Source organism: Micrococcus sp. PSi08 (assembly GCF_054960655.1).
Genome location: NZ_JBHNYP010000005.1, coordinates 64,144 through 89,701 on the forward strand (window position 1 = coordinate 64,144; position 25,558 = coordinate 89,701).

The 25,558-nt window shown below is 76.5% G+C and carries 20 protein-coding genes; 11 read left to right on the forward strand and 9 right to left on the reverse strand.

The window, feature by feature from the left end; translation table 11 throughout:
* Window positions 1-9: 9 nt before the first annotated feature.
* The 4 genes from ACFI33_RS02735 to ACFI33_RS02750 all read right to left on the reverse strand — a co-directional run bounded on the left by ACFI33_RS02735 (window position 10) and on the right by ACFI33_RS02750 (window position 4,021).
* Window positions 10-1,575, reverse strand: coding sequence for an RNB domain-containing ribonuclease (locus tag ACFI33_RS02735; protein WP_036339225.1), 1,566 nt, complete (start codon window positions 1,573-1,575; stop codon window positions 10-12).
* A 69-nt stretch (window positions 1,576-1,644) separates the two neighbouring features.
* Complete coding sequence (locus tag ACFI33_RS02740) at window positions 1,645-1,869, reverse strand: DUF3107 domain-containing protein (protein ID WP_036339227.1); 225 nt, start codon at window positions 1,867-1,869, stop codon at window positions 1,645-1,647.
* 120 nt (window positions 1,870-1,989) lie between these two features.
* The gene (locus ACFI33_RS02745) at window positions 1,990-2,643 is read right to left on the reverse strand and encodes a TetR/AcrR family transcriptional regulator (protein ID WP_036339229.1); all 654 of its coding nucleotides are present in this window, start codon (window positions 2,641-2,643) and stop codon (window positions 1,990-1,992) included.
* Between the two features lie 25 nt (window positions 2,644-2,668).
* The gene (locus tag ACFI33_RS02750; protein ID WP_336575024.1) at window positions 2,669-4,021 is read right to left on the reverse strand and encodes a glutamyl-tRNA reductase; all 1,353 of its coding nucleotides are present in this window, start codon (window positions 4,019-4,021) and stop codon (window positions 2,669-2,671) included.
* A gap of 136 nt (window positions 4,022-4,157) precedes the next feature.
* Between ACFI33_RS02750 and hemE the strand changes: the two genes are divergently transcribed.
* From hemE to ACFI33_RS02780, 6 genes are read left to right on the forward strand one after another with little or no spacing between them, the layout of a single operon-like run.
* Window positions 4,158-5,381 carry a uroporphyrinogen decarboxylase gene (gene hemE, locus ACFI33_RS02755; protein ID WP_036339235.1) on the forward strand — a complete coding sequence of 408 codons (1,224 nt, stop codon included), beginning with the start codon at window positions 4,158-4,160 and terminating at the stop codon, window positions 5,379-5,381.
* Window positions 5,378-6,886 (forward strand): protoporphyrinogen/coproporphyrinogen oxidase, encoded by a 1,509-nt coding sequence (locus tag ACFI33_RS02760; RefSeq protein ID WP_036339238.1) that lies wholly within the window; start codon window positions 5,378-5,380, stop codon window positions 6,884-6,886. Before hemE ends, ACFI33_RS02760 begins: the two co-directional genes overlap by 4 nt.
* 50 nt (window positions 6,887-6,936) lie before the next feature.
* Window positions 6,937-7,653 carry a hydrogen peroxide-dependent heme synthase gene (gene hemQ / locus ACFI33_RS02765; protein ID WP_036314319.1) on the forward strand — a complete coding sequence of 239 codons (717 nt, stop codon included), beginning with the start codon at window positions 6,937-6,939 and terminating at the stop codon, window positions 7,651-7,653.
* Complete coding sequence (locus ACFI33_RS02770) at window positions 7,653-9,002, forward strand: ferrochelatase (protein WP_336575026.1); 1,350 nt, start codon at window positions 7,653-7,655, stop codon at window positions 9,000-9,002. The genes hemQ and ACFI33_RS02770 overlap by 1 nt, the downstream gene beginning before the upstream one ends.
* A gap of 4 nt (window positions 9,003-9,006) precedes the next feature.
* Window positions 9,007-10,140 (forward strand): hydroxymethylbilane synthase, encoded by a 1,134-nt coding sequence (gene hemC / locus ACFI33_RS02775; protein WP_069941431.1) that lies wholly within the window; start codon window positions 9,007-9,009, stop codon window positions 10,138-10,140.
* Window position 10,141: 1 nt separating this feature from the next.
* Entirely contained in the window at window positions 10,142-10,981 is an 840-nt protein-coding gene (locus tag ACFI33_RS02780; RefSeq protein WP_336575028.1) for a uroporphyrinogen-III synthase, read from the forward strand.
* A 27-nt stretch (window positions 10,982-11,008) separates the two neighbouring features.
* Here ACFI33_RS02780 and ACFI33_RS02785 read toward each other — a convergent pair whose 3' ends face one another.
* From ACFI33_RS02785 to brnQ, 3 genes are all read right to left on the reverse strand, one after another.
* Window positions 11,009-11,290 (reverse strand): hypothetical protein, encoded by a 282-nt coding sequence (locus ACFI33_RS02785; RefSeq protein WP_336575029.1) that lies wholly within the window; start codon window positions 11,288-11,290, stop codon window positions 11,009-11,011.
* A 99-nt stretch (window positions 11,291-11,389) separates the two neighbouring features.
* Entirely contained in the window at window positions 11,390-12,493 is a 1,104-nt protein-coding gene (locus ACFI33_RS02790; protein ID WP_336575031.1) for an NYN domain-containing protein, read from the reverse strand.
* 10 nt (window positions 12,494-12,503) lie between these two features.
* Complete coding sequence (gene brnQ, locus ACFI33_RS02795) at window positions 12,504-13,898, reverse strand: branched-chain amino acid transport system II carrier protein (protein WP_336575032.1); 1,395 nt, start codon at window positions 13,896-13,898, stop codon at window positions 12,504-12,506.
* Between the two features lie 107 nt (window positions 13,899-14,005).
* On the opposite strand from brnQ, the gene hemB reads away from it, so the two are divergent.
* Complete coding sequence (hemB, locus tag ACFI33_RS02800; protein ID WP_036381100.1) at window positions 14,006-14,992, forward strand: porphobilinogen synthase; 987 nt, start codon at window positions 14,006-14,008, stop codon at window positions 14,990-14,992.
* Complete coding sequence (gene hemL, locus ACFI33_RS02805) at window positions 14,989-16,314, forward strand: glutamate-1-semialdehyde 2,1-aminomutase (protein WP_036381097.1); 1,326 nt, start codon at window positions 14,989-14,991, stop codon at window positions 16,312-16,314. Before hemB ends, hemL begins: the two co-directional genes overlap by 4 nt.
* A gap of 28 nt (window positions 16,315-16,342) precedes the next feature.
* On the opposite strand, the gene ACFI33_RS02810 is transcribed toward hemL, so the two are convergent.
* Entirely contained in the window at window positions 16,343-17,029 is a 687-nt protein-coding gene (locus ACFI33_RS02810; protein ID WP_462623743.1) for an exonuclease domain-containing protein, read from the reverse strand.
* Window positions 17,030-17,073: 44 nt separating this feature from the next.
* Between ACFI33_RS02810 and ACFI33_RS02815 the strand changes: the two genes are divergently transcribed.
* Genes ACFI33_RS02815 through ACFI33_RS02825 form a run of 3 tightly spaced genes read left to right on the forward strand, consistent with a single transcriptional unit; the run spans window position 17,074 to window position 24,439 of the window.
* On the forward strand, window positions 17,074-17,484 hold the full coding sequence (locus ACFI33_RS02815) for an MGMT family protein (protein WP_036314337.1): 411 nt from the start codon (window positions 17,074-17,076) through the stop codon (window positions 17,482-17,484).
* Window positions 17,481-20,921: an ATP-dependent helicase gene (locus ACFI33_RS02820; protein WP_462623746.1), complete on the forward strand. Its 3,441-nt coding sequence runs from the start codon at window positions 17,481-17,483 to the stop codon at window positions 20,919-20,921. The genes ACFI33_RS02815 and ACFI33_RS02820 overlap by 4 nt, the downstream gene beginning before the upstream one ends.
* Window positions 20,909-24,439 (forward strand): ATP-dependent helicase, encoded by a 3,531-nt coding sequence (locus ACFI33_RS02825; RefSeq protein WP_144919225.1) that lies wholly within the window; start codon window positions 20,909-20,911, stop codon window positions 24,437-24,439. The genes ACFI33_RS02820 and ACFI33_RS02825 overlap by 13 nt, the downstream gene beginning before the upstream one ends.
* Here ACFI33_RS02825 and ACFI33_RS02830 read toward each other — a convergent pair.
* Window positions 24,414-25,520 carry a phosphotransferase gene (locus tag ACFI33_RS02830; protein ID WP_073117089.1) on the reverse strand — a complete coding sequence of 369 codons (1,107 nt, stop codon included), beginning with the start codon at window positions 25,518-25,520 and terminating at the stop codon, window positions 24,414-24,416. The genes ACFI33_RS02825 and ACFI33_RS02830 overlap by 26 nt on opposite strands.
* Window positions 25,521-25,558: the final 38 nt, after the last annotated feature.

Here is a 25,558-nt window from a genome sequence, read left to right on the forward strand (position 1 = left end):
CATCCTGGGTCAGCGTGAGCTGTGCGACCAGTCTACCCCCGCGGCCGTGATCGCACCCGAGGCGCGGTCCACGCCCTCGATCCGCACGCGCACCCGGGTGCCCGCCGGGACGCTGCCCGGCACCCGCAGGCTCACGGCCGGGTCGAGCAGCCACACCTCCGTGCCGTCCTTCGCCTCGCGCACCGCGATCCCCTCGAGCTCCGCGCCGACGCGAGACTCGAGCGCCGCCGCCTCCACGAGGTCCGCCGCTGTCCGGCTCGCGGCCGAGGCCCGGCGCGACGAGTCCGCCATGAGGGCGGGCAGCTCGGGCAGGGCGCTGCGGACCCACGCGGGGGCGGGGGCGCCGGAGGCGTGGGCGTGGCACAGGGCCAGGACGAAGCGGTCCACGAGCCGGCGCAGGGGAGCGGTGGCGTGGGCGTAGGGGGCGGCGAGCGCGGCCTGGGCCGGTTCGGCCGGCGGCGTGCGCAGGGCCGGGTCCTCGGCCTGCGCGTCGAAGGCCGTGTACCCGGCGCCGCGGAACAGCCCGGTCGCCGCATGCAGCACCGCCAGGTGCCGTGCGTCGGCCGGGTCGAGGGAACGCAGGTAGGCGCCGTAGTCCTGGCCCCCGTCCCACGGGACGCCCAGGGCGCGCGTGCGCTCTCGGAAGGCGGCGACGGCGTCGGCGTCCGGTGCCGGCATCGTGCGCAGGATCCCGACCCCGGCGGCCAGCATCAGCTCGGCCGCGGCCATGCCGGTCAGCAGGGAGAGCTGGGCGTTGTGCTCCTCCGCCGGCAGCGGCGCCCGGTGCACGAGCTCGTGCGCCCCGTCCTCGGTGACAAGGACCTCCTGGTCCGGCAGGTTCAGGGAGGCGCCGCCGCGGGCGGCCTCCTGCGCGGCCCGCCGTCGGCCCACCTCCGGCAGCAGCGCCAGCGAGTCGCGCACCTCGGCCGGCCACCCCTCGGCGGCGGCCCGGTCCGCGTCGGTGACCCCGGGACGCGGCGTCGCCGGCGCCTGCGCCCCCGGCCGAGCGTCGAGGAAGGCCTGCACCTGCCCGTACGTCAGCTGCGCCCGGGAGCGGACGCGGGCGCGTTCGAGGCCGGTCTCGACGACGGCGCCCGCGGCGTCCAGCAGGAACGTCCACACGAACGCCGGGCGCTCGCGGTCCGGCAGCAGGGAGGCGGCGTCCTCGCTCAGCACCTCCGGGTGCAGGGGGACCCGGCCGTCGGGCAGGTAGACGGTCTGGCCGCGGCGGCGGGCCTCGGCGTCCACGGCGCCGCCCGGTGCCACGAAGGCGGGCACGTCCGCGATCGCGTAGCGGACCAGGATGCCGTCGTCGTCGGCGGGGGTGAGGAGCAGGGCCTGGTCCAGGTCCGTGGCGCCGGCGGGGTCCACGGTGACGAACGGCAGGGCCGTGCGGTCCGCGTGGTCCGGGCTCCCGGCCAGGCCCGCGTGCACCTCACGCGCGGCCGCGGCCGCCTCGGCCAGGACGGGGGCGGGGAAGGCCGGCGGCAGCTCGAGCTCCGTCCGCAGGGCGGCGAGGCGCTCGAGCAGGGCCGGGTCGGCGGGGCCGCGGAGGCCGAGGGCGTGAGGGGACATGGCGATGCTCCTGGGCAGGGGGCCGAGACGACGCACGCCCCGGCGGATCACCGGGGCGTGCGGGGCGGGTCAGGAGGCGGCGAACCCGAGCGGGCCCGACTTCTTCGCGCCGATCTCCACGAAGCCGATGCGGTCGCCGGGGACGACCACCTGGCGGCCCTTGGCGTCCGTCAGGACCAGCGGGGTGCCGTCGGCGACGGCGGCGTCCACGAGGGAGCGGACCTCGTCCGCCGACTGCTCGCTGTCGATGACGACCTCGCGGCCGACGTGCTGCACACCGATGCGGATCTCCATGGGGAACCTCTTCTCTTCGTCGCGTCCTGTGCGGTCCGCCGTCAGCCTACGGGACCGCTCGGCGGGGTGGACGGGCGCCCCCGAGGTTCACCCGCGGGCGAAACGGGCCGGACGGCCGGGTCAGCGCGGCGCGTCGTCCGCGGAGGGCAGCGAGGCGAGCCCGCGCCAGACGAGCGCGTCCACCGTGCGGGCCATCTCGGCCGCGGCGGGGCGCGCGTCGGCGTCGAGCCGGTCCGCCCAGTGGCGGGCGGCGCCCAGGAGGTAGCCGACGAGTCCGCGGGAGAGCACGTCGGCCTCGGCCTCGGCCACGGTGGTGTCCGCGCGGATGGTGCGCGCGACCTCGGAGGAGAGCAGCCGGTGGACGGCCTCGCTGCGCGTGCGCACCTCCGGGTCCCCGTCGATGCCGGAGTCGAAGATGAGGCGGTGGGTCCGCTCGGGGGAGGCCATGTACTCGAACACGGCGGCGACGGTGGCCCGCACCCGTTCGCGGTTGTCCCGGCGGGTGTCCATCGCCGCCTCGAGGAGCGCGCGCAGGCTCGCGACCTCGGCGTCCAGCAGCTCGAGGAAGAGCTCGTGCTTGCTGGGGAAGTGCTGGTAGAGGACCGGCTTGGAGACCTCGGCCCGCTCGGCGATCTGCTCCATGGAGGCCCCCGCGTACCGCTCGGCGGCGAAGACCGCGCGGGCGCAGTCCAGCAGCTGGCGACGGCGCTCGTGCCGGGGCAGACGACGGCCTCGCCCGGGCTCCTCGGGCGCGGTGGCGGGGTGGTCGGTCACGGGGTCCTCCTGGCGCGGGGCGGGCTCACGCGATGCGCGCGGCGCCGCCCTCGTCCTCGTGCGCGGGGCAGACCGCCTCGACCGTGCCCACGGCGGGGGCGGGGCGGCCGGGGGCCTCGATCCCGAAGACCGCCTCGAGGGCGTCCTCATAGCGATCGAGCCGACCCTCGGCGGCGAGCCGCTTGGCGCGCACGCTGGGCTCGTGCAGGAGCTGGTTCACCATGCGGCGCAGGGCGAACTCCACCTCCTCGGCGGCCGCCGTGCACCCGTGGCGGGCGCGCACCCGCTCGAGCTCCCGGTCGAGTACGCCGAGGGTGTGGCGGCGCAGGGCCTTGATCGCCGCGTCGGCACTGCGGCCGCGCTGCGCGGCGCGGTACTCCTCGACGGCCTCGTCCACGAGCGCGCGGGCCTCCGCGACGGCGACCTCGGCCTGCTCGGGTGCGGCCAGCCGCACCGACTCGAGGGTGATGAGGTCGACGTCCGGCAGGTCCGCGACCGCCGGGTCGAAGTCGCGCGAGAGGGCCAGATCGACCACCGTGAGCGGGCGCCGCCCACCCTCGCGCAGCTCCTGCAGGCGCTCGGGGCTGATCTGGCGTTCGCCGCCGGAGGAGCCGATGATCACGTCCGCCTCGGCGACGGCGCCGGCCACGGCCTCGCCGCCGAGCGCGAGGGCCCAGCCGCCGCGGTCCGCGACGAACTGCTCCGCGCGGCCCGAGGCCGAGTGCACGCCGACGGTGGTCGCACCCCGGTCCGCCAGCTGCGCGAGCGTGGTGCCGGCGTAGGCGCCGGTGCCGATCAGCAGGATGGTGGCCCCGGCCCAGAAGTCGCGCTGGGCCGCGGCGTCGGTGAGACCGCGCAGCTCCTCCGCGAGGTCCAGGGCGACGGAGACGACCGAGCGGCCGGCCGCGCCGAGCGCCGTGCGGGAGCCGACGTCCTTGGCCGTGCGCGTGGCGGACTCGAAGAGGCGGACGAGCGGGCCCGAGGCGGTGCCGGCCTCCTGGGCCGCCGTCAGGGCGCGCCGGACCTGACCGGCGATCTCGCGCTCGCCCACCACGGCGGAGTCCAGTCCGGCGCCGACCTCGAAGAGGTGACGGGCCGTGGCGTCGGCGTCGAGCGTGCGGAACGCGGTGTGCACGTCCTCGTCCGGCAGGGAGGTGGAGGCGGCGACGGCGGACAGCAGCCCCGCGCGGGCGGCCTCGACGCCGGCCGCGTCGGCCTCGGCGTAGATCTCCACGCGGTTGCACGTGGCCAGGACGACGGCGCCCGCCGCACCGCTGCCGGGCAGGGCGGGCCCGACCCCGGTCGCGCCGGCGCTGAGGCGGGCGACCGTGTCCAGGTCCAGGTCTTGGTGGGAGGCGACGAGAGAGAAGACAGTCACAGCGGGCCAAGTCTAGCCCCGTCCGCCCCGCCCGTCCGGGAAGGCGGACCTGACCCGGGTGCCGTCGGCCAGTGTGACGGCGCTCACGGAGGACGCGGATGTGCCACCGCGACACGACCGGTGGGAGACTGGGGGCATGTCCGCCCTGTCCCAGACCCCCGAGACCCCCGCGGCCGTCCCGGCGCTGCCCGCCGAGCACCCGCTGCGCACCGAGGACCCGTCACGCTCGACCGTGGCCAGCCCGCTCCTGCGGGCGCTGCGCGGCCAGCGTCCCGACCGCCACCCCGTGTGGTTCATGCGGCAGGCCGGCCGTTCGCTGCCCGAGTACCGCGAGGTGCGCGAGGGGATCGGGATGCTCGACTCCTGCCTCATGCCGGACCTGGTCCGGGAGATCACGATGCAGCCGGTGCGCCGCCACGACGTCGACGCGGCGATCTTCTTCTCGGACATCGTGGTCCCCCTGCGCCTGGCGGGCGTGGACGTGGAGATCCAGCCCGGCGTGGGCCCCGTGCTCGGCCAGGCCGTCCGCACCGCCGACGACGTCGCCGCGCTGCCCGTCCTCGAGGACGCCGCCCTGGACGTCATCCGCGAGGCCGTCGCGGCCACCGTCGCCGAGCTGGGCCCGCGCCCCCTGATCGGCTTCGCCGGCGCCCCCTTCACGCTGGCGGCGTACATGGTGGAGGGCCGTCCCTCCCGCGACCACTTCGGCCCGCGACGCATGATGCACGCCGACCCCGAGACCTGGGCCGCCCTGGCCGGCTGGGCCGCCACCGTGTCAGGGCAGTTCCTGCGCGCCCAGCTCGAGTCCGGCGCCTCCGCCGCGCAGCTGTTCGACTCGTGGGCCGGTTCGCTCTCGGCGGACGACTACCTCGAGCACGTGCAGCCGCACTCGACGGCGGCCCTCGCCCATGTCGCCGACCTCGCCGGGCCCGGCGTCCCCGACGGCGCCCCGCTCCTGCACTTCGGCACGGGCACCGGAGAGTTCCTGCACCACATGCGTGACGCGGGCGCGACCGCCGTCGGCGTGGACCACCGCCTCACGCTCGCCGAGGCGCACCGCCGGCTCAGCGCGAACCCCGGCCCCGACGGACGCGGCGCCGTGCCCCTGCAGGGCAACATCGACCCGGCCCTGCTCGCCGCCCCGTGGGAGGTCCTCGAGGCCCACGTGCGCGACGTCGTCGCCTCCGGCGCCGTCGCGCCCGGCCACGTCGTCAACCTCGCCCACGGCGTGCCGCCGGAGACGGACGCGGCCGTGCTGACCCGCGTGGTCGAGCTGATCCACTCCCTGCCCGTGCCGGAGCGGGAGGGCCAGGACCCGGCACCGGGGGCCGAGACCGCCGAGCGGGAGGAGCGCGCATGAGCGGCACGGCGCTCGTGGTCGGCGGCGGCATCGCCGGCCTCGTCGCGGCCCACCGACTGTCCACGGCGGGCTGGGACGTGACCCTCGCCGAGGCCACCTCCGTGCTCGGGGGCGCGGTCTCCCCGCGCTTCCTCGACGTCCCCTCGCACGGCGAGACCGGGGCCCCCGAGACCCAGACCCTCGAACTCGACGGCGGCGCCGAGTCGTTCGCCGTCCGCGGCGCCGCCGTGCGCGCGCTCGTGGAGGAGCTCGGGTTGGGCGAGAAGATCGTCGCGCCCGAGCCCCTCGGCTCGTGGCTGCACGGTCCCGCCGGCCCCGTGCGTGCCCCGCGTCTCGGCATCGTCGGCATCCCCGGCGACCTCGACGCCGAGGACCTCGCCGCCGCCCTCACGCCGGCCGGCCTGGAGCGCGCCCGGCAGGACGCCGAGGCCCCCATGGATCGCTGGGCCGCCGCGCTCGCGGCCGGTGAACCGGTGACCGTCGCGCAGGTCGTGGCCGACCGCCTCGGCGACGAGGTGCTCGACCGCCTCGTGGCCCCCGTCGTCGCCGGAGTCCACTCGGCCGACCCCGCGGTCGTCGAGCTGGCGCGCGTGGCCCCCGGCCTGCTCGCCGCCGCCGTGGAGCACGGCGGGCTGGCCGCGGGCGTCGCCGCGCTGCGGTCCACCGGGACACCCGGCTCGCTCGTGGCCGGGCTGGACGGCGGCATGGTCCGCCTCACCGGTCGGCTCGTCGAGGCGCTGCGTGAGGACGGGGCCACCGTCCTGCGCGGCGTCCGGGTGGCCGCCCTGTCCCGCGTGCCCGCCACCGGCGGCTGGTGGGCCCAGATCTCGGACCGGGACGACGAGGTCGTCCGCGGGCTCGACGTGGACCGCGTCGTGCTGGCCGTGGACGGCGTCACCGCCTGGGACCTGCTGGCCCCGCTCTCGGCCGAGGCCCTGGACCCCGACGCCGGCCCCGCCCTCGCCGAGGGCATCGCGCTGGCCACGCTCGTCGTCGAGGCCGCGGGCCTGGACGACGCGCCACGCGGCACCGGAGTGCTGGTCGGCGCCGGGACGGACGTGGCCGCCAAGGCCCTGACCCACGCCACCGCCAAGTGGGCGTGGCTGCGCGAGGTCGTCGCGCGGCCGCAGGAGGACGGCGTCGCCCGTCACCCCCACCGCCACGTGCTGCGCCTGTCCTACGGCCGCCAGGGCGGCGGGCCCGAGGCCCTGGGCCACCGCAGCGCGGACGAGGAGCTGCTCGCGCAGGCGCTCGTGGACACGGCGACTCTCACCGGGGTGCCGCTGGCGGAGGAGGACGTCGTCGCCCGCACCGTCACCCGCTGGCGCCGCTCCATCCCGCCGCAGGCCGGCCCCGACCGCGCGAAGGCGGACACGCTGATCGACTGGGCACGGGACGTGCCCGGCCTCGACCTCGTGGGCAGCTGGGTGCACGGCACCGGGCTGGCCGCCGTCGTCGCCGGCGTGGACCGCACCCTCGGCGCCGACGCACCGCCCGCCGGCTGACCTCGCCCCCAGACCACCCCTGACGCAATCGGATCCCAAGGAAGAGGACCATGACCAAGGACAGCACCACCACCCCTGCCGAAGCCGGCAAGGACTGGTTCACCACCTACACCGTGTTCGCCCGCCCGCAGGGCGAGCCAGGCTGGCTGGGACTGGAGGGCCGCGACGCGAAGAAGGCCGCCAAGGAGTTCGACGAGGCCGTCGCGCGGGTGGCCCAGACCGGCGTGACCGTGCGCGGCGTCTACGACGTCTCGGGCATGCGCGAGGCCGGCGACGTCATGGTGTGGATGTACGGCCAGGTGCCCGAGGACCTGCAGGCCGCCATCCGCGAGCTGCGCCGCACCCGTCTGCTCGAGGGCACCACGATGGTGCTCTCGGCCATGGGCGCCGATCGCATGGCCGAGTTCAACAAGGACCACGTCCCCGCCTTCGCCATGGGCCGCAAGGCCCTGAAGTGGCTGTGCTTCTACCCGTTCGTGCGCTCGTACGACTGGTACCTGCTGGACCCGAAGGAGCGGGCCCGCATGCTCCGCGAGCACGGCCAGCTCGGCCAGGACTTCCCGCAGGTGTGGGCGAACACCACCAGCGCGTTCGGCCTGAACGACTGGGAGTGGCTGCTGGGCCTCGAGGCGGACGAGCTGACGGACCTGGTGGACATGATGCGCCACCTGCGCAACAACGAGACCCGCCTGCACGTGCGCAGCGAGGTGCCGTTCTACACCGGACGCCGTCTGGAGACCGCCGAGATCGCGGAGGTGCTGGCCTGATGACCGCCGCCCCCGAGCCCCGCGCCGACGCGCCCGTCCACACCGGCCCGGACGCCGGCGTCGCCCCGGCCCTCCGGACGCCCGAGAAGGCCGCCGCCGGCGTCGACTACGACGTGTACGGCGTGATGGCCCCCAAGGACTACGACGCCCTGCTGCTCGCCTCCTTCGGCGGGCCCGAGGGCCAGGACGACGTGATCCCGTTCCTGCGCAACGTCACGCGCGGGCGCGGCATCCCGGACGAGCGCCTCGAGGAGGTCGCCACCCACTACCGCGCCAACGGCGGCGTCAGCCCCATCAACGCGCAGAACCGCGCGCTGAAGGCGGCCATCGAGGCCGAGCTGGCCGCCCGCGGCCTGGACCTGCCCGTGTACTGGGGCAACCGCAACTGGGAGCCCTACTTCCCGGACACCCTCGCGCGGATGCACGCCGACGGGCACCGCCGCATCCTGACGGTCACCACATCCGCGTACTCCTGCTACTCCTCGTGCCGCCAGTACCGCGAGGACATGGGCATGGCCCTGGAGCAGACCGGCCTGACCGGGAAGGTGGACCTGGACAAGACGCGCCAGTACTTCAACCACCCCGGCTTCATCGAGCCGTTCCGGGACGGCCTGCGCGCGGACCTGGCCTCGCTGCGCGCGGAGCTGGGGGACGACGCGCGGATCCACGTGCTCTTCGCGACCCACTCGATCCCCACCTCCGACGCCGCCGCCGCCGGCCCGCGCGGCCTCGCCGCCGACCTGCGCGCGCAGGCGGGGGCGGAGCCGGGCGATGAGGGTGCGGACGTGTACTCGGCGCAGCACCTCGATGTGGCCCGCGAGATCCTCGCCGGCGTGCCCGAGGCCGCGGACGTGCCGTGGTCGCTCGTGTACCAGTCGCGCTCCGGCCCGCCCTCGGTGCCGTGGCTCGAGCCGGACATCAACGACGCGATGGAGCACCTCGCGGGCGAGGGCGCCGAGACGGACGCGCAGGGGCGCGCCGTGGCGGGCTTCGTCGTCGTGCCGCTGGGCTTCGTCTCGGACCACATGGAGGTGGTCTGGGACCTCGACACCGAGGCCAAGGAGACCGCCGAGGGGCTGGGCGTGGGGTTCCGTCGCAGCCCCACCCCGGGCACCGACCCGCGGTTCGTGGCCGGGCTCGTGGACATCGTGGAGGAGCGGCTGGGCCGGCGCGAGGGTCGCGCCGCGGTCGGCTGCTTCCCGGCGTGGTACGACGTGTGCCGGCCGGACTGCTGCGTCAAGGTGATGCGGGACGGCTCGACGCGGCCGACGACGTCCGCTGTCGACGCCGCCGTGCGCGGGCTGGCCGAGCACGAGGCGGGCGCCGCGGCCCCCGCCGAGGAGGCCTGAGACCGTGACCCCCCTGCGCATCGGCACCCGGGGCTCCGCCCTGGCGACCACGCAGACCACCCACGTGGCCGAGACGCTCACGGAGCGCTCCGGCCTGGCCCACGAGCTGGTGGTGATCCGCACCGAGGGCGACGTCACCACCGGCTCGCTGGCCTCGCTGGGCGGCACCGGCGTGTTCGCCTCGGCGCTGCGGGCCGCCGTGCTCGACGGCGTCGTGGACGCGGCCGTGCACTCGCTCAAGGACCTGCCGGCCGCCCAGCCGGAGACCCTCGAGATCGCCGCGGTGCCGGCCCGGGCCGACCTGCGGGACGCCCTGTGCGCCCGCGACGGCCTCACCCTGGCGACCCTGCCCGAGGGCGCCCGGGTGGGCACGGGCTCGCCGCGCCGCGTGGCCCAGCTCAAGGCGCTGCGCCCGGATCTGGAGCTGGTGGACATCCGCGGCAACGTGCAGACCCGCCTGGCCCGCGTGCCCGGGCTGGAGCAGCACGACGATCACGCCCCGGCCGCCGCGGGTTCGCCCCGCGGTGACCTCGACGCCGTGATCCTGGCCTGTGCCGGGCTCGACCGGCTCGGCCTGGACCACGTGATCACCGAGCGGATCGACCCGGAGGTCATGGTGCCCGCCCCCGGGCAGGGCGCCCTGGCCGTGGAGATCCGGGCCGAGGACGAGTCCTTCCTCGGTCGGGCGCTCCTGGACCCCGAGGCGCCGGTCGGGAGGCTGCACGCCGCCCTCGAGCTGGTCGACGATCGGGACACCCACGTGGCGGTCACCGCCGAGCGGGCCCTGCTGCGCCGCCTCGAGGCCGGCTGCGCCGCGCCGATCGGGGCCGTGGCCCGCGTGAGCGACGGCGAGGCCGGCGCGCCGCGCATCGAGATGACCGCGATGGTGGCCGCCCTCGACGGCTCGCGCGTGCTGCGCCGGACCTCGTCCGTGCAGCTCGACCCGGTGCCGGCCGACGTGGTCGGCGACCCGGCGGCCGCCGACGAGTGGCTCGAGGACACCCTGTTCGTGGCCGCGGAGGCACTCGGCGTGCACGTGGCCGAGCAGTTCGTGGCCGAGGGCGCCGACCTGCTGCCCGGCACGGTGCGCGGGGTGGACCGGGGCGACGGCGCCCCGCGGCCCGACGACCCGGCCTGAGATGCGCGTCCTGCTCACCCGCCAGCCGGCCCAGGCCGGCGACCTGGAGGCCGGTCTCGCCGGCGCCGAGGTGGCGGGGCGGCGGCTGCGGGTCGGCTTCCTGCCGCTGACCGACTTCGCGCTGCCCGACGACGACGGCCCCCTGCGCGCGCTGCTCGCGGACTGGGCGGGGGCCGACGGCGATGCGGCCGGGCCGGTGCGCTCGGAAGGGTCCCGCTGGCTCGTGCTGACGAGCCCCAACACCGTGCGCGCGCTCAGGGCCGTCGGCTGGGACGGCCATGTCCCGGCGGGCGCGCGGATCGCGGCCACCGGACCGGGAACGGCACGGGTGCTGACCGAGGCGGGCTGCGACGCGGCGCCGTGGCTGCCGCCGGAGGACCGCTCCGCCGAGGGCCTGATCGCCGGACTCGCCGCCCTGCATCCCCGCGGCGCCCGCGCGTGGCTGCCCCAGTCCGATCGGGCCCGGCCCCGCCTCGCCGACGGCCTGCGCGCGGCGGGCTGGGACGTGCGGACCGGGCTCGCCTACCGGACGGTGCCGTATCCGGCGCAGGCCGGCAGGCGACTGCTCGACGGGGCGGCGGACGAGGACCGGGGGGACGTCGTGACGCCCGCGCGGCTGGCCGCGGTCGCGGCGGGGACCGCCGTGGTGCTCACCAGCTCCTCCGCGGCGGAGGAGTTCGTGGCCGCGGGTCTGACGCCACTGGTGGGGGAGCGGGTGCGGCTCGTGGCGATCGGCGCGCCGACCCGTGACACGTGCGCGCGGCGGGGTCTGCCCCTGCTCGGGACGGCCCCCACGCCGGACGCGGCCGGAGTGCTGGCCGTGCTGCGCGGTGCGGCCTGAGCCGCCCGGCCGCGCTCGAGGCGAGGCTCAGGCGGGGCGGTCGCCGTCCGGGTCGGTCGCGTCGTCCTCCGACGGCGCCGGGCCGGCGTCGTGCCTCTCGTCCTGCGGCACGCCGGTGGCGGCGGCCATGATGTCCACCCGCGGGCCGCGCAGGATGGCGACCGAGACGTTGGTGAAGCCCGTGTTGGCGAGCAGCTCCGAGGCCTCCTCGTCCGTCAGGTCGTACGCGTGCGCGAGCATGCGCACGTTCTCCGTGTAGAAGGCGTGCAGGCGGTCGACGCCGCGCAGGAAGCCCAGAGTGTTCCCCATGGCGGGGAGCCTACCGGGCGGGCGTGGTGGGCGGGTGGCCGGCGGGTGAACGGCCGGTGGACCGGCCCGCCGGCCGCGGGGGACGACGGGCCGTGCCGCTCAGCCCTCGGCGCGGCGGCTGCGGCGGCGGACCAGCGAGACCTCCATGGTCCGGCCCTCGGTGCGGGTGCGCAGGTACGGCTGGTCCTCCACGAGGGTGGAGAGCTTGGAGTGCCCGAAGTCGCGCGGGTCGAAGTCCACGTGGGTGCGGCTCAGGTGCTGGCCGATCAGGGACAGCGTGGCCCAGCCGTCGTCGGTGCTCGTGGCGTTGACGGCCTTGGTGAGCGCGGCCTGCAGGTCGATGCGCGGGGCGGCGTCGGCCTCGTCGTGCTCGGGCTCGGCCTCGACCGGCACCTCGGGCGGGGTCGGGTCCTCGGTGACGTCCGACGACGGCGCACGGCGGCCCCGACGGCCGGCCCCGGACTTCGCCTCTGGGGCCTTCCCGTCCTTGCCGGCGGCGGCGTCCCCGGCGGGCGCCTCGTCGGCGGCGGGGGCCTCGGCGGCAGCGGGGGCCTCGGCGTCCGCGTCCGTGGCCTCGGCGTCCGCGTCCGTGGCCTCGGGGGTGTCGGCGGCGTCGGTGGTCTTGGACCCGCGGCCGCGGCCTCGACCGCCGCGGCGGGACCCCGAGCGGCCGGAGCCCTCGGACGCCTTGGCGTTCTCCTCCTTGGCGGGGGTGTCCTCACCGGTCTCGTCGTCGTCGACGTCGTGGTCCGTGGCGGTGCCGAGCAGCTCGAGGTAGATGAACTGGTCCACGGCGTTGCGCAGGGAGGCGGGGGTCTTGCGGGCGCCCAGGCCGATCACGCGCTTGCCGCCCTCGCGCAGGCGGGTGGCCAGGCGCGTGAAGTCGGAGTCGGAGGAGACGAGGGCGAACGCGTCCACGTTGCCCATCCAGAGCAGGTCCATCGCGTCGATGATGAGCGCGGAGTCCGAGGAGTTCTTGCCCACGGTGTAGGCGAACTGCTGGACCGGCTGGATCGCGTGGTGGTTCAGCGCCTTCTTCCAGCCGTTGAGGTTGGTCGTGGTCCAGTCGCCGTACGCGCGCTTGATCGTGGGGGTGCCGTAGGTGGCGAGCTCCTCGAGGATCAGGGGGGCGAACTTGGGGGAGACGTTGTCGCTGTCCATCAGGACGGCGATGCGCAGGGATGCGGGGGTGGGTTCGGGCATGTGTCCCACCCTAGTCGGCGGCGGTGCGCCCGTGGCCGGCGGCGACCGGGGTCGCCTCCCGCTCGCCCCGGCGCGGGCGGGGCCGCGAGGCGGCGGCCAGCGTGCCGACGACCAGCCCGACGAGCGCCGGGACCACCCAGCCGAAGCCGACCGCGTAGCCGGGCAGCACCCGGCCGGCCAGGCCCGTCAGGGCGGTGACGGGCGGCGTCGTCGCGAGCGCCTCCGGCAGGGCGCCCAGCAGGTCGAAGAAGGCGGCGAGCCCCGTGCAGGCGACCACCCAGCGGGCCACCGCCGGGCGGTCCCGCACCCAGGCCCAGGCGAGGCCGAGCAGGATGACGACGACGGCGATCGGGTAGAGGAACATCAGCACCGGGACGGACCAGGCGATGATCGCCTCCAGGCCCAGGTTGGCGAGCGCGAAGGACACCACGAGGAAGAGGCCCGCCCACAGCCGGTAGGACCCGGGGAACATCTCCGCGAACATCTCGGCGCACGCCACGATCAGTCCGATGCAGGTCTTCAGGCACGCGACGAAGACGATGGCCGCGATGAGGTACGCGCCCGCCGTGCCGAAGAAGTGGCTCGCGGTGCGGGCGAGGACGTCGCCGCCGTTCGCGGCCTGTGCGAACGCGCCGTGGCTCGTGGCGCCGACGTACGCCAGCGAGGCGTAGACCACGGCCATCGCCGCGCCGCCGAGCAACCCCGCCTTGCCCAGCTCCGCCGCCATGCGGCGCGGACCCGTCACGCCCAGGCGCCGGGCGGCGTCGACGATCACGACCGCGAAGGCGAGCGAGGCGAGCGCGTCCATCGTGGCGTAGCCGTCCAGCAGGCCCCGCACGAGCGCCCCGTCGGCGTAGGCAGGGGTCGGCGAGGGCAGGGCGCCCGTGCTCATCGGGGCCACGACGGCGGCCGCCACCAGGGCGCCGAGCAGGACCAGGAACGCCGGGGTCAGGTACCGCCCCACCCACTCCATGAGCCGGCCCGGACGGAACGCCGCGACCGCGGCGACCGCGAAGAACGCCGCCGTGAAGCCGAGCAGCCGCAGGCCGCCGTCGCCCGCCAGGGGCGCGACACCGATCTCATAGGACACCGTGGCGGTGCGGGGGATGGCGAAGAGGGGGCCGATCGTCAGGTACAGCAGGCACGTGAACGCCACGGCGAAGCGCCGGGAGACGGGCGCCGTCATCTCACGGACCGAGCTCGCCCCCGTCACCGCCGAGGCGACGATGCCCAGGACCGGCAGCCCCACCGCCGTGACGAGGAAGCCGAGCGTGGCCGGCGTGACCGCGGCGCCCGCATCCCGGCCCAGGCCGGCGGGGAAGATCAGGTTGCCCGCGCCGAAGAACAGGCCGAAGACGAGCGAGGCCAGCAGCAGGGTCTGACCGGGGCGCAGGCGCGGGGGCATCACGGGCCTCTCGACGGCGGACGGGGCGCCATGACTGTACCCGGCGCGCGGTCAGCCTCCGCGCCTAGACTGGACGGGTCCCCGAACCAGGAGCGTGTGACCCCGTCATGTCCTTCCCGCTGCACCGTCCCCGGCGTCTGCGCCGGTCCGCCGCGATGCGCCGCCTCGTCGCTGAGACGCGCCTGCACCCCGCCGAGCTGATCCTGCCGGCCTTCATCAAGGAGGGCGCCGCCGAGCCCGTGCCGATCGCCTCGATGCCGGGCGTCGTGCAGCACACCGCGGACTCGCTCAAGGCCGCCGCGGCCGAGGCCGCCGAGCTGGGCCTGGGCGGCATCATGCTGTTCGGCGTGCCGACCACGCGCGACGCCGTCGGCAGCGCCGCCCTGGACCCGGACGGCGTCCTGAACCGGGCCATCCGGGACGTGAAGGCGGAGGTGGGGGACGGGCTCGTCGTGATGTCCGACCTGTGCCTGGACGAGTTCACCGACCACGGCCACTGCGGCGTGCTCACCGCCGAGGGCACCGTGGACAACGACGCGACGCTGGAGATCTACGCCCGGATGGGCGTCGCGCAGGCCGAGGCCGGTGCGGACGTGCTCGGCCCCTCCGGGATGATGGACGGCCAGGTCCGCGTGATCCGGGAGGCCCTCGAGGGCGCCGGCCACCACGAGACCGCGATCCTCGCCTACGCCGCGAAGTACTCCTCGGCGTTCTACGGGCCGTTCCGCGACGCCGTCGACTCCCAGCTCACGGGCGACCGCAAGACCTACCAGATGGACGCCGCCAACCGGAGCGAGGCCCTGCTCGAGGTCGCCCTCGACCTCGAGGAGGGCGCGGACATGGTGATGGTCAAGCCCGCGATGAGCTACCTGGACATCGTGCGCGACGTGGCGGACATGGCGGACGTGCCCGTCTCCGCGTACCAGATCTCGGGGGAGTACGCGATGATCGAGGCCGCCGCCGCGCACGGCTGGATCGACCGGAAGGCCTCGATCGTCGAGTCCGTGCTCTCCATCCGGCGCGCCGGCGCCGACTCCGTGCTCACCTACTGGGCGGCCGAGCTCGGCCGCTGGATGAAGGAGGGGTCCCTGTGACCGCGTCCCAGCCGACCACCAACGCCGCCGCCTTCGCCGCGGCCCAGGCCGTCATCCCCGGCGGCGTCGACTCACCCGTGCGCGCCTTCGGCTCGGTGGGCGGCACGCCCCGGTTCATGGCCGGCGCACGCGGCCCGTACCTGACCGACGTCGAGGGCAACGAGTACGTGGACCTGGTCTGCTCGTGGGGCCCCATGCTGCTGGGCCACCAGCACCCCGAGGTCGTCGAGGCCGTGCACGCCGCCGTGGACCGCGGCCTCGGCTTCGGCACCTCCACGCTGGAGGAGACCGCGCTGGCCGAGCTGATCGCCTCCAAGGTCCCGGTCGAGCGCGTGCGCTTCGTGTCCACCGGCACCGAGGCCACCATGACGGCCCTGCGCCTGGCCCGCGGCGTGACCGGCCGCAACCTGATCGTGAAGTTCGCCGGCTGCTACCACGGCCACTCGGACGGCCTGCTGGCCGCGGCCGGCTCGGGCGTGGCGACCGCCGCCCTGCCCGGCTCCGCGGGCGTCACCGAGGCCGCCGCCTCCGAGACCCTCGTGGTGGACTACAACGACCGCGCCGCCGTCGAGGCCGTGTTCGCCGAGCACGGCGAGCGCATCGCCGCGCTCATCACGGAGGCCGTGCCCTGCAACATGGGCGTCGTGGAGCCCGCCGAGGGCTTCAACGCGTTCCTGCGCGAGATCACCCGCCGCCACGGCGCGCTGCTGATCTGGGACGAGGTGCTCACCGGCTTCCGCGCCACCGCCACGGGCGGCTGGGGCCTGTCCGGACAGCCCGAGGGCTGGACCCCGGACATCTGGTGCTTCGGCAAGGTGATCGGCGGCGGCATGCCCGCGGCCGCCCTGGGCGGCTCCGCCGAGATCATGGACCACCTGGCCCCGCTCGGCCCCGTGTACCAGGCCGGCACCCTCTCCGGGAATCCGGTGGCCATGGCCGCCGGCCACGCCACGCTCTCCCGCGCCGACGAGGCCGTCTACGCGGCCGTGACGCGCGCCTCGGACGCCGTGCGCGAGGGCCTCGTGGCCGCGCTCGACGCCGAGGGCGTGGACCACTCGATCCAGCGGGCCGGCACCCTGTTCTCCCTGGCGTTCGGCACCTCCGGCACCGGCGTGCGGGACTACCGGGACGCCCAGGGCCAGGAGGTCTTCCGCTACGCCCCGTTCTTCCAGTCGATGCTGGCCTCCGGCGTGTACCTGCCGCCGTCCGTGTTCGAGGCCTGGTTCGTCTCCGCCGCCCACGACGACGCGGCGGTCACCCGGGTGCTCGACGCGCTGCCGGCCGCGGCGAAGGCGGCCGCGGCGGCGACGCCCCAGGGCTGAGACCCGGGTGCGGGTCGGGGCCGGGCGCTCAGCGCTCGGCCTCGACCGGCCAGTGGCGCGAGACGGTGGCCTGCGGGTCCTTGCGTCGCAGGTACTGCTCGAAGCTCTGCGCCTGCTCGGCCTTCCAGCGGACCTGCCGCTCGTGCAGGTCCGCCGGCGCGACGCGCAGCTGCTCGTACCGGGCGGCCAGGGCGTCGGCCACCTGGACGGCGGCGAGGGCGTCCGCCGCGGAGGTGTGCGCGTTCTCCAGGGTCACCCCGTAGTGCTCGGACACCGCGGAGAGCGTGCGCTTGCCCTTGCGGAACCGGTCCACCTGCTTGTCCAGCACGAACGGGTCGATCACGGGGCGGGCCTCGAGCGGCGTCAGCCCGTGGCGGCGCGCCTCCCGGTCCATCACCGTGAAGTCGTACACGCCGTTGAACGCCACCACGGGGATGCCCGCGGCGAACAGGTCCCGCAGGGTCTCGGTGATCTCCGTGACACCCTGCGCGGCGGGCATGCCCTCCGCCTGCGCCCGCTCCGTGGTGACGCCGTGGACCTCGGCCGCCTCGGCCGGGATGGGCACGCCCGGGTCCACGAGCCACTCGGCCGACGACGCGGCGCGGCCCTGCTCGTCCACCATCACCAGGGTGGCGGTCACGATCAGCGCGGTGCGCGGATCACGTCCGGTGGTCTCGAGGTCGAAGCCGGCGCGGATGCTCTCATGCCAAGTCACGCGCCTCACGCTACCCGGAGCGGCGGACACGACAGGATGGGGTCGTGACCGATCACCCTGTGCTCCCCGGCGCCCGCCACCGCGACGACGGACCGCTCACCCTCGGCGAGGGGCTCGAGGCGCTCGCCCGTCTGGTCCCGCCCGGACGCGCCGTCAGCTACGGGGGGCTGGCCGGCCTGCTGGGGGTCGGCGGTCCGCGGCAGGCCGGCCGGGCGATGGCCGAATCGAGCCCCGGCACGCCGTGGTGGCGGGTGGTCCGGGCCGACGGCTCGCTGCCTCCGGAGCTGGCCGCGCGGGCCGCCGTCGAGCACGAGCGGGAGGCCATGCCCCGCACCCCGGCCGGGCGCGTGGACCTGCCCCGGGCCCGCTGGGAGCCCGACGACGGCGCCGCGCGGGCGATCCGTGCGATCGCCGACCGTATCGTGTCCGGGCCCGGTGCGAGGATGAGGCCATGACCAGGGAACACGGGGTGGACCCCTTCGACGACGACGCGGCGGCGCCGGAACGGGCCGCTCGGCTGGTGCGCACGGCCGCCGCGCCCGAGGACCGGATCACGCTGACGGACGAGCAGGACGCGATCGCCTCGCTCGCCCCCGGGCACGGCGCCGTGCTCGTGCTGGGCGCCCCCGGCACGGGGCGCACCACCGTGGCGGTCGAGTACGCGGCCCGCCGGATCGAGGCGGGGCTGGACCCCGAGTCCCTCCTGCTGCTGGCCCCGAGCCGGGACGCGGCGGCGCGGCTGCGCGACGCCCTGACCCGCCGGCTCGCCGCCGCCGGGCGGGGCACCCGCGCCGTCACCCCCGTGCGGACCTGGTCCTCCTACGCGTTCGACCTGCTGCGCCGCGCCCGCGTCACGGGACCGCTGAGGCATCTGGAGGTCGCCCCCCGGCTGCTCACCGGCGCCGAGCAGGACACGGTCATCGCCGAGCTGCTCGAGGGCTACGCCGCCGGCCTCGCCGCCGCGCCGAACTGGCCGGCCGACGTCGCCCCCGCCGTGGAGGCGAGGGGATTCCGCCGTGAGGTCCGCGAGCTCGTGGACCGCATGAGCGAGCTCGGCCTCGAGCCGGGCCGTCTGCAGGAGCTCGGCACCGCCCACGGGCGCCCCGAGTGGGAGGCCGCGGCCGTGCTGCTGCAGGACTACCGGGACCGGATCGACCTGGGCATGGCCGAGGCGTTCGACGCCGCCGGGCTGCTGTCCGCCGCCGTCCGCGTGCTCACCGAGCGGCATCCCGAGGACCCGGAGCGCGATGCCGCGGCGCGGGCGTTCGTGGCGGAGGAGCGGGACCGCCTGGCTGTGCTCGTGGTCGAGGACCTCCACGAGGCCACCCCCGCCGTGCACGACCTGCTCAGCGTGCTCGGCCGCGGGCGGGACGTGCTGCTCACCGCGTCGCCGGACACCACCGTGGAGGGCTTCCGCGGCGCCCGGCCCGACCTCCTCGCCCGGTACCCCGGGGTCCTCGACGCCGATCCCGTGCCCGGGGCGGCCGGGCCCGCGTCCCCGGACGGACGCGTCCGGGTGCTGACGCGCGGGCACCGCATGCGCGCCGAGGTCCAGGACGCCTATCTGCGGGTGGCCCGGCGGGTCCGCCAGCGCACCGCCGCCGTCGAGCGGACCCGCACCGAGACCGTCCCGGCGGACGGCGACGGCGCCGTCCGGGCGCACGTCGTGCCCACCCGCGCCCACGAGGACCAGCTCGTCCTCGAACGGGTGCTGCGGGTCCACCACGAGGACGGGGTGCCCCTGGACCGGATCCTCGTGGTCGCCCGCTCGGGCTCCCGGGTGGCCGCGCTCGCCCGTCACCTGGAGGCCGAGGGCGTCCCCGTGCTGCGGGACGCCGCCGGGCTCGTGCTGAAGGAGGAGCCCGCCGTCGCGCCCCTGCTCACGCTGCTGGACGCGGCGGGGGCGCTCGCGGAGGATCCGGAGGCCCGGGTCGAGGACGTGCTCGATCCGGACGAGGTGGTGGGACTGCTCACCGGCCGGTACGGGATGGCCAGCGCGCTGCACGTGCGGCGGCTGCGCCAGGATCTGCTGGCCGCCGAGCGGGGCCGGGGCGGCCGGCGCACCTCGGACGCGCTGCTCGCCGCGGCCCTCCTGGACCCGAGCCTGGCCGGCCCCGAGCACGAGCGGCACCGCGCCCTGCGCCGCGTCCACTGGATGCTCCGGGACGGCCTCGAGGCCGCCCGCGCCCCCTCGGCCTCGCCCGAGACCGTGCTGTGGGCGCTGTGGTCCGCCTCCGGTCGGGCCGAGCGGTGGCGTTCGCTCGCGCTGCGGCCCGCCGAGCATGCGAACGACCGCCGCGAGTCCCGCCGTGCGGACGCGGATCTCGACGCCGTCGTCGCCCTGTTCAAGGTGGCCGAGCGCTTCGTGGACCAGTTCCCGGGCGCGTCGCCCGAGTCGTTCGCCGTCTACATGGAGTCCCAGGACCTGCCCGTGGACACCCTGGCCCGCCGGGCCGAGTCCGGCGACGCCGTGCACGTGCGCACCCCCGCCGCGGCGGCCGGCCAGGAGTGGGACACGGTGATCGTCGTGGGCCTGCAGGAGGGCGTGTGGCCGAACACCCGGTTGCGCGGCCAGCTGCTCGGCGCCACCGACCTCGTGGACCTCGTGACCCTGCCCGCGGACGCCCCGTGGCCCACGGACCACCGCACCCGGCTGCGCGAGGTCCGCCAGGACGAGCTGCGCATGCTCGCGGCCGCCGTCTCCCGGGCACGGCGCCAGGTGGTCGCCACGGCCGTGCGCTCGCCGGATGAGGGCCCCTCCGACTTCCTCGACCTGGTGGACCCGCCCGAACGGCTGCCCGCCGAGGCGCGCGACGCCGCCGGCGTCCGAAGGCTCACCGCCGTCCCCGACCCGATCACGGCGCCCGCGCTCGTCGGCCGGCTGCGCCGCGTCCTGGAGGCCGGGGACGAGGCGGACGCGTCCGACGGGGCGACACCCCGGGCCGCGGCGGCCGCCGGCCTGGCGGTCCTCGCCGAGGACGGCGTGACCGTCGCGGACCCCCGACGCTGGTGGGGCCTGCTGCCGCTGTCCACCGAGGCCGCGCTCGTCGACCCGGAGCACGAGGTCGTCGCGCTCTCGCCCTCCCGCGTGGAGACGGCCCTGCGCAATCCGCTGGACTGGGTGCTGTATCACGTCGGCGCGAACGCGGGCGGGACCCTCGCCCAGTCCGTGGGCACGCTCGTGCACTCGGTGGCCGAGCACCATCCCGAGGGCGTGCCCGAGGACGTGCGTGCCGAGCTGGAACGCCGCCTGCCCGAACTCGGCCTGCCGGAGGGCTGGATCACGGAGATCGAGCACGACCGGGCCCGCAGCCTGGTGGACGCCTACATCGGCTACTGGAGCATCGCCCGGGCGGCCGGGCGTCGGCCCGTGGCCCAGGAGGTGCGGCTCCTCGCGGACCTGACCTGGGGCGGGACCACCGTCCGGATCACCGGCGTCGTGGACCGGCTCGAGGCGGACGCGCAGGGCCGACCCTTCATCGCCGACCTCAAGACCGGCCGCCGCGCGCCCACCGGTGCGGAGATGGCGCGCCAGCCACAGCTGGCCGCCTATCAGGTGGCCGTCCGCGCCGGCGGTCTGGAGCAGGTCCGGGACGACCCCGCCACGGACCCCGCCCTGCGCGCCGCGCTCGCCGGCCTGGAGCACCCCACGACACCGGCCGGCGCGGCCCTCGTCCAGCTCGGCGCGGGCACCCTGAAGACCAAGGTGCAGGACCAGCCGGCCCTCGAGGACGAGGACACCTGGGCGCTCGAGCAGGTGTTCACGGCGGCCCGCCGCACCACGGGGCCGCGCTTCCTCGCCCTCCACGAGGCCGGCGCCCGTCGGTGCGCGCTGCCCTCCGTCTGTCCGCTCTGCTCCGAAGGAAGGCAGGTCACCGAATGGCCCCGCTGACCGGCGATCCCGCCGCCCCGACCGATCGTCCGCGCGTCGAGGACGCGGTCCACTCCCCGGAGGACATCGCGGCGCGGCTGCGGCTGCCCCCGCCCACGCAGGAGCAGGCCGAGGTGGTCACCGCCCCGCTCACTCCGCGCCTGGTGCTGGCCGGCGCCGGCTCTGGCAAGACCGCCACCATGGCCGACCGCGTGGTCTGGCTCGTGGCCAACGGGCTCGTGCGCCCGGACGAGGTCCTCGGCGTCACGTTCACCCGGAAGGCGGCCGGTGAGCTCGCCGAGCGGATCAACGGGCGCGTGGACGCCCTGCTGCGCTCCGGCCTCGAGATCCCCGGCTTCGACGGCGAGCCCGAGGACCTGGGCCGCGCCTCGGTGTCCACGTACCACTCCTACGCGGGCGCGCTCGTGCGGGACCACGGCCTGCGGATCGGCGTGGAACCGGAGGCGCGGCTGCTGGGGGGCGCGGACGCCCACCGGCTCATGGGCGCCGTCGTGCGTTCGCATCCGGTGGTCGCGGACACCCTCGGCGTGGCCCCGTCCCGGCTCATCACACAGGCCCTGCGGCTGGCCGGGGACATGGCCGAGCACCTGGTGACCGCGGACGAGGTGCGCGGGTTCCTGGCCCGGCTGGCCGAGCAGGGGAGCGCCCTGCCGCTGCCCCCGCGCGCCAAGACCCCCTCGAAGGAGATCCAGGAGTTCCTGACCGGCCTGGCGGACCGCGCCCTCATGGCGGACCTCGTGGCCCGCTACGACGAGGTCAAGCGCGAGCAGGACGTCATGGACTTCGGCGACCTGCTGCGCCACGCGGCGCGCATCGCCGTCGAGGTGCCGGCGGCCGGCGAGCAGGAGCGCGCGCGGTTCCCCGTGGTGCTGCTGGACGAGTTCCAGGACACCTCCCACGCCCAGATGCGGATCTTCGCCGGGCTGTTCGGCCCGCGCGGCCCCGAGGACGACGCGCCCGGGCTGGGGCACTGCGTCACCGCGGTGGGCGACCCCCACCAGTCGATCTACGGCTTCCGCGGCGCCTCCGCCGGACAGCTCTTCGCCTTCCCGCACGCCTTCCCCCGGCTGGAGACCGGTCCCGGCGGCGCCCCGCGGCGTGTGAACGCGGACGTCTCGCACCTGACGATCGCGTGGCGCAACGAGGAGTCGATCCTGGCGGTCGCCAACGCCGTCGCCGCGCCGCTGAACGCCCACGCCGCCGCGGCGGGCGGCGCGCCGGTGGAGGTGCGCACCCTGCGACCCCGACCGGGCGCGGGGGAGGGCGTCGTCCGGGTGGACCGGTTCGTCACCGCGGAGGAGGAGGCCGCCGACGTCGTCGCCCGCCTCGGCGCCCTCACCGGGTCCGGGCCTGGGGGGACCACCCCGAGCCGCGCCGTCCTGTGCCGCACCCGCGCCCAGTTCGGCCCCGTGCTGGACGCGCTCGACGCCGCCGGCCTGCCCTACGAGGTGCTCGGGCTCTCCGGGCTGCTGGCGCTGCCGGAGGTCGCCGAGGTGCTCGCCGTCCTCCACGTGCTGGCCGACCCCACGCGCAGCGACCAGCTCGTCCGCCTGCTCACCGGCCCGCGCTGGCGCATCGGTGTGGCCGACCTCGAGGTGCTCCAGGAGCGCGCCCGGTTCGTCTCGCGGCTGCGGGCCCAGCGGGCCGCCGGTGGGCGGGAGGACCCCGCCGGGGCTGCCCCGGACGCGGCCCCGGACCGGGACGTGAGCCCCGAGGAGGACGCCGACGCCGCCGCCCTGCTGGAGGCCCTCGACTCCCTGCCCGGGGAGGGGACGGACTGGGTCGGCTCCCGCGGCCGCGGCTTCTCACCCGAGGGCCTGGCCCGGCTGAGGGCCGTCAACGCCGAGCTGCGCCGGCTCTCCACGCGCACCGGGGAGGACCCGGCCGACCTCATCGCGGAGGTGATCCGTGAGACGGGGTTGGACGTCGAGGTGGCCCTGCGGCCCGGCGTCTCCGCGGCCGCGGCCCGGCGGCACTTGAACGCGTTCCAGGACGCGGCCCGCGACTTCGGCGCCGGCACCACGGCGACGGACCTGACGGCGTTCCTGGCCTGGACGGAGTCCGTCCTCGAGCACGAGGACGGCCTCGGCGTCGAGAACGCCGAACCCACCCCCGGCCTGGTCCAGGTGCTCACCGCGCACGCCTCGAAGGGGCTCGAGTGGGACGTCGTCGCGGTCCCCGGCCTGCAGGAGGGCACGTTCCCGTCCACGCGGGCGGACCGCTGGACCAGCCCCGGGGCCGGCGCGCTGCCGTGGCCCCTGCGCGGGGACCGCGCGTCGCTGCCGCAGTGGGACGGCTCGTGGGCCCAGGACCAGCGGGACTGGGTCCAGTCGGCCGGCACCAAGTACAGCTCCAAGGCGGCCCAGGAGGGCAACCCGGACCCCTATGCCGTGGCCGTGGCCGCCCACGCCGAGCGCGAGGAGCGGCGCCTGGCCTACGTCGCGTACACGCGCGCGCGATCCGCCCTATGGCTGAGCACCTCCCTGTTCAAGGGAGTCAACAAGGAGCCCCTGCCGGCCTCGGCCTTCCTCGAGGAGGTGGCCGGTCTGGCGGGGGAGGTGCCCGGCGTCGCGCTCGGCCCCGCCCCCGCCGAGGACGACCTGCCCGAGGCCAACCCCGCCGCGGCCCGGACGCTGGTCGCCCGCTGGCCCTTCGACCCGCTCGACGGCCCGGAGGCCTTCGTCGCCGACCCGGAGGACCCCGAGGACGAGGAACGCTGGCAGCCGCTGCCGCACCGCTCCCGGGCCCGCCGGCACGGGGTGGAGGCGGCCGCCGCGGCCGTGCACGCCGCGGACCCGGCGGCGCTCGGGGACGACCCGGAGCTGGCCCGCCAGGTGGACTGGGTGCTGCTGCGCCGCCGGGACGTCGCCGGGACGGGCGGGGAGACCGCCCTGCCCGAGCACGTCTCCGTGTCCCTCTACGGCGAGCTCGCCGCCGACCCGCAGGCCGTGGCCGAGCAGCTGCGCCGGCCCCTGCCCCGGCCGCCCGCGCACGCGGCGCGACGCGGCACGGCGTTCCACGCGTGGCTCGAGGAGCGCTTCGGGGCCACCGGCATGCTGGACATCGACTCGGCCGAGGACGCCGCGGACCTGTGGGTCGACGAGGCCCTCGACCTCGGCCCGATGCAGGAGTGGTTCCGCTCCTCGCGCTGGGCGGAGCGCACCCCGGCCTTCGTCGAGGCCCCGGTCGAGACGACGGTCGGCGGGATCACGCTGCGGGGCCGGGTCGACGCGATCTACCGCTCCGGCGGGGACCCCCGCCTGCCCTTCGACCCCGAGGCCGACTGGGAGCTCGTCGACTGGAAGACCGGCGCCGTGCCGCGGGGCCGCGACCTCGAGCTCAAGTCGCTGCAGCTGGCCGTCTACCGGCTCGCCTGGTCACGGCTGCACGGGATCCCGCTGGAACGGATCGGGGCCAGCTTCGTGTACGTGGCCCACGGGCAGGAGCGCTCCTTCCCGGACCTGCCGGGGGAGGAGGAGCTCGAGCGTCACATCACGGACGCCCTGGCCCGCCGTTGATCGGCCGCACCACCTCGACGGCGGGCAGCGACCCCGTCTCCGGGTCCGCGCTCCTCACGGCCGCGGCCTCCCGGGCGTCCTCCGCCGCATCCCGGGCGTCCTCGGCGGCGTCGGCGGCCGCGTCGGCCTCCGCCTGGCGCGCGGCCGCCTCCTGCGCGGCGCGCACGTCGCCCTCGAGCTCGGCCAGCATGGCCTCCGCCTCGGCGACCATCCCCTCGTCGTGCCGGTCCAGGCCCCGCGTGAGCCACTGGGCGAGGGCGAACTCGGCGAGCAGCGCCGCACGGCGCATCAGGTGGGCGTCGCCGTCGTCGGCGGCCCCCGCGTCGGCCCGCCGGGCCGCGTAGGCGTCGAGGACGCGGTCGGCCAGGTCCGGGTCCGTGGCGGCGGCCAGCCAGGCGACGTCGTCGGCCGGGTCGCCCACGTGCAGGTCCGTCCAGCCCGTCACGCCCACCACGCGGCCGCGTTCGAGGAGCAGGTTGTCCTCGTGCAGGTCACCATGCACGGGCACCGGGGTGAACCGCCACAGGGGCTCCTCCTCCATGGCCTCCTCCCAGCGGCGCAGCAGCAGGGGCGGCACGCGGCCGGAGGTGGCCGCCTGGTCGAGGGCGTGGAGGTGACGCTGCCGGATCTGCTCCGCCGTGTAGGAGGGCAGGTCCGCGTGGTCCACGACGTCCGAGGGCAGCGTGTGGATCGCGGCCAGCACGCGGCCCACGTCCTGCACCGCGGGCTCGCCGAGTCGGGCCAGCTCCTCCAGGGTGACGGGACGCCCGGGCATGTCCTGGTAGACGAAGGTGCGCAGCCCCTCGAGCCGCACCGCGCCCGCCACGGAGGGCGTGCGGAACGGCAGGCCAGCGCGCACCGCCGGGGTCAGGCCTGCCAGCACCTGCAGCTCCGTCTCGAGACGGATGCCCGCCTCCGGGGTGCGGGGCGAGCGGACACGCCACCGCTGGCCCTCACCGTCCACGACGACGGCGGTCGAGAAGTCCGCGGGGTCGTCCGGGCTCGCCTCCACGGAGACGGGGGCGAGGCCGGGGACGGCCGCGGCGGCCAGGGCTGCAAGACGAAGGGGCTGACGATCCACCCCTCCAGCCTAGGCGCGGAACGCCCGCCCCCGTCGTC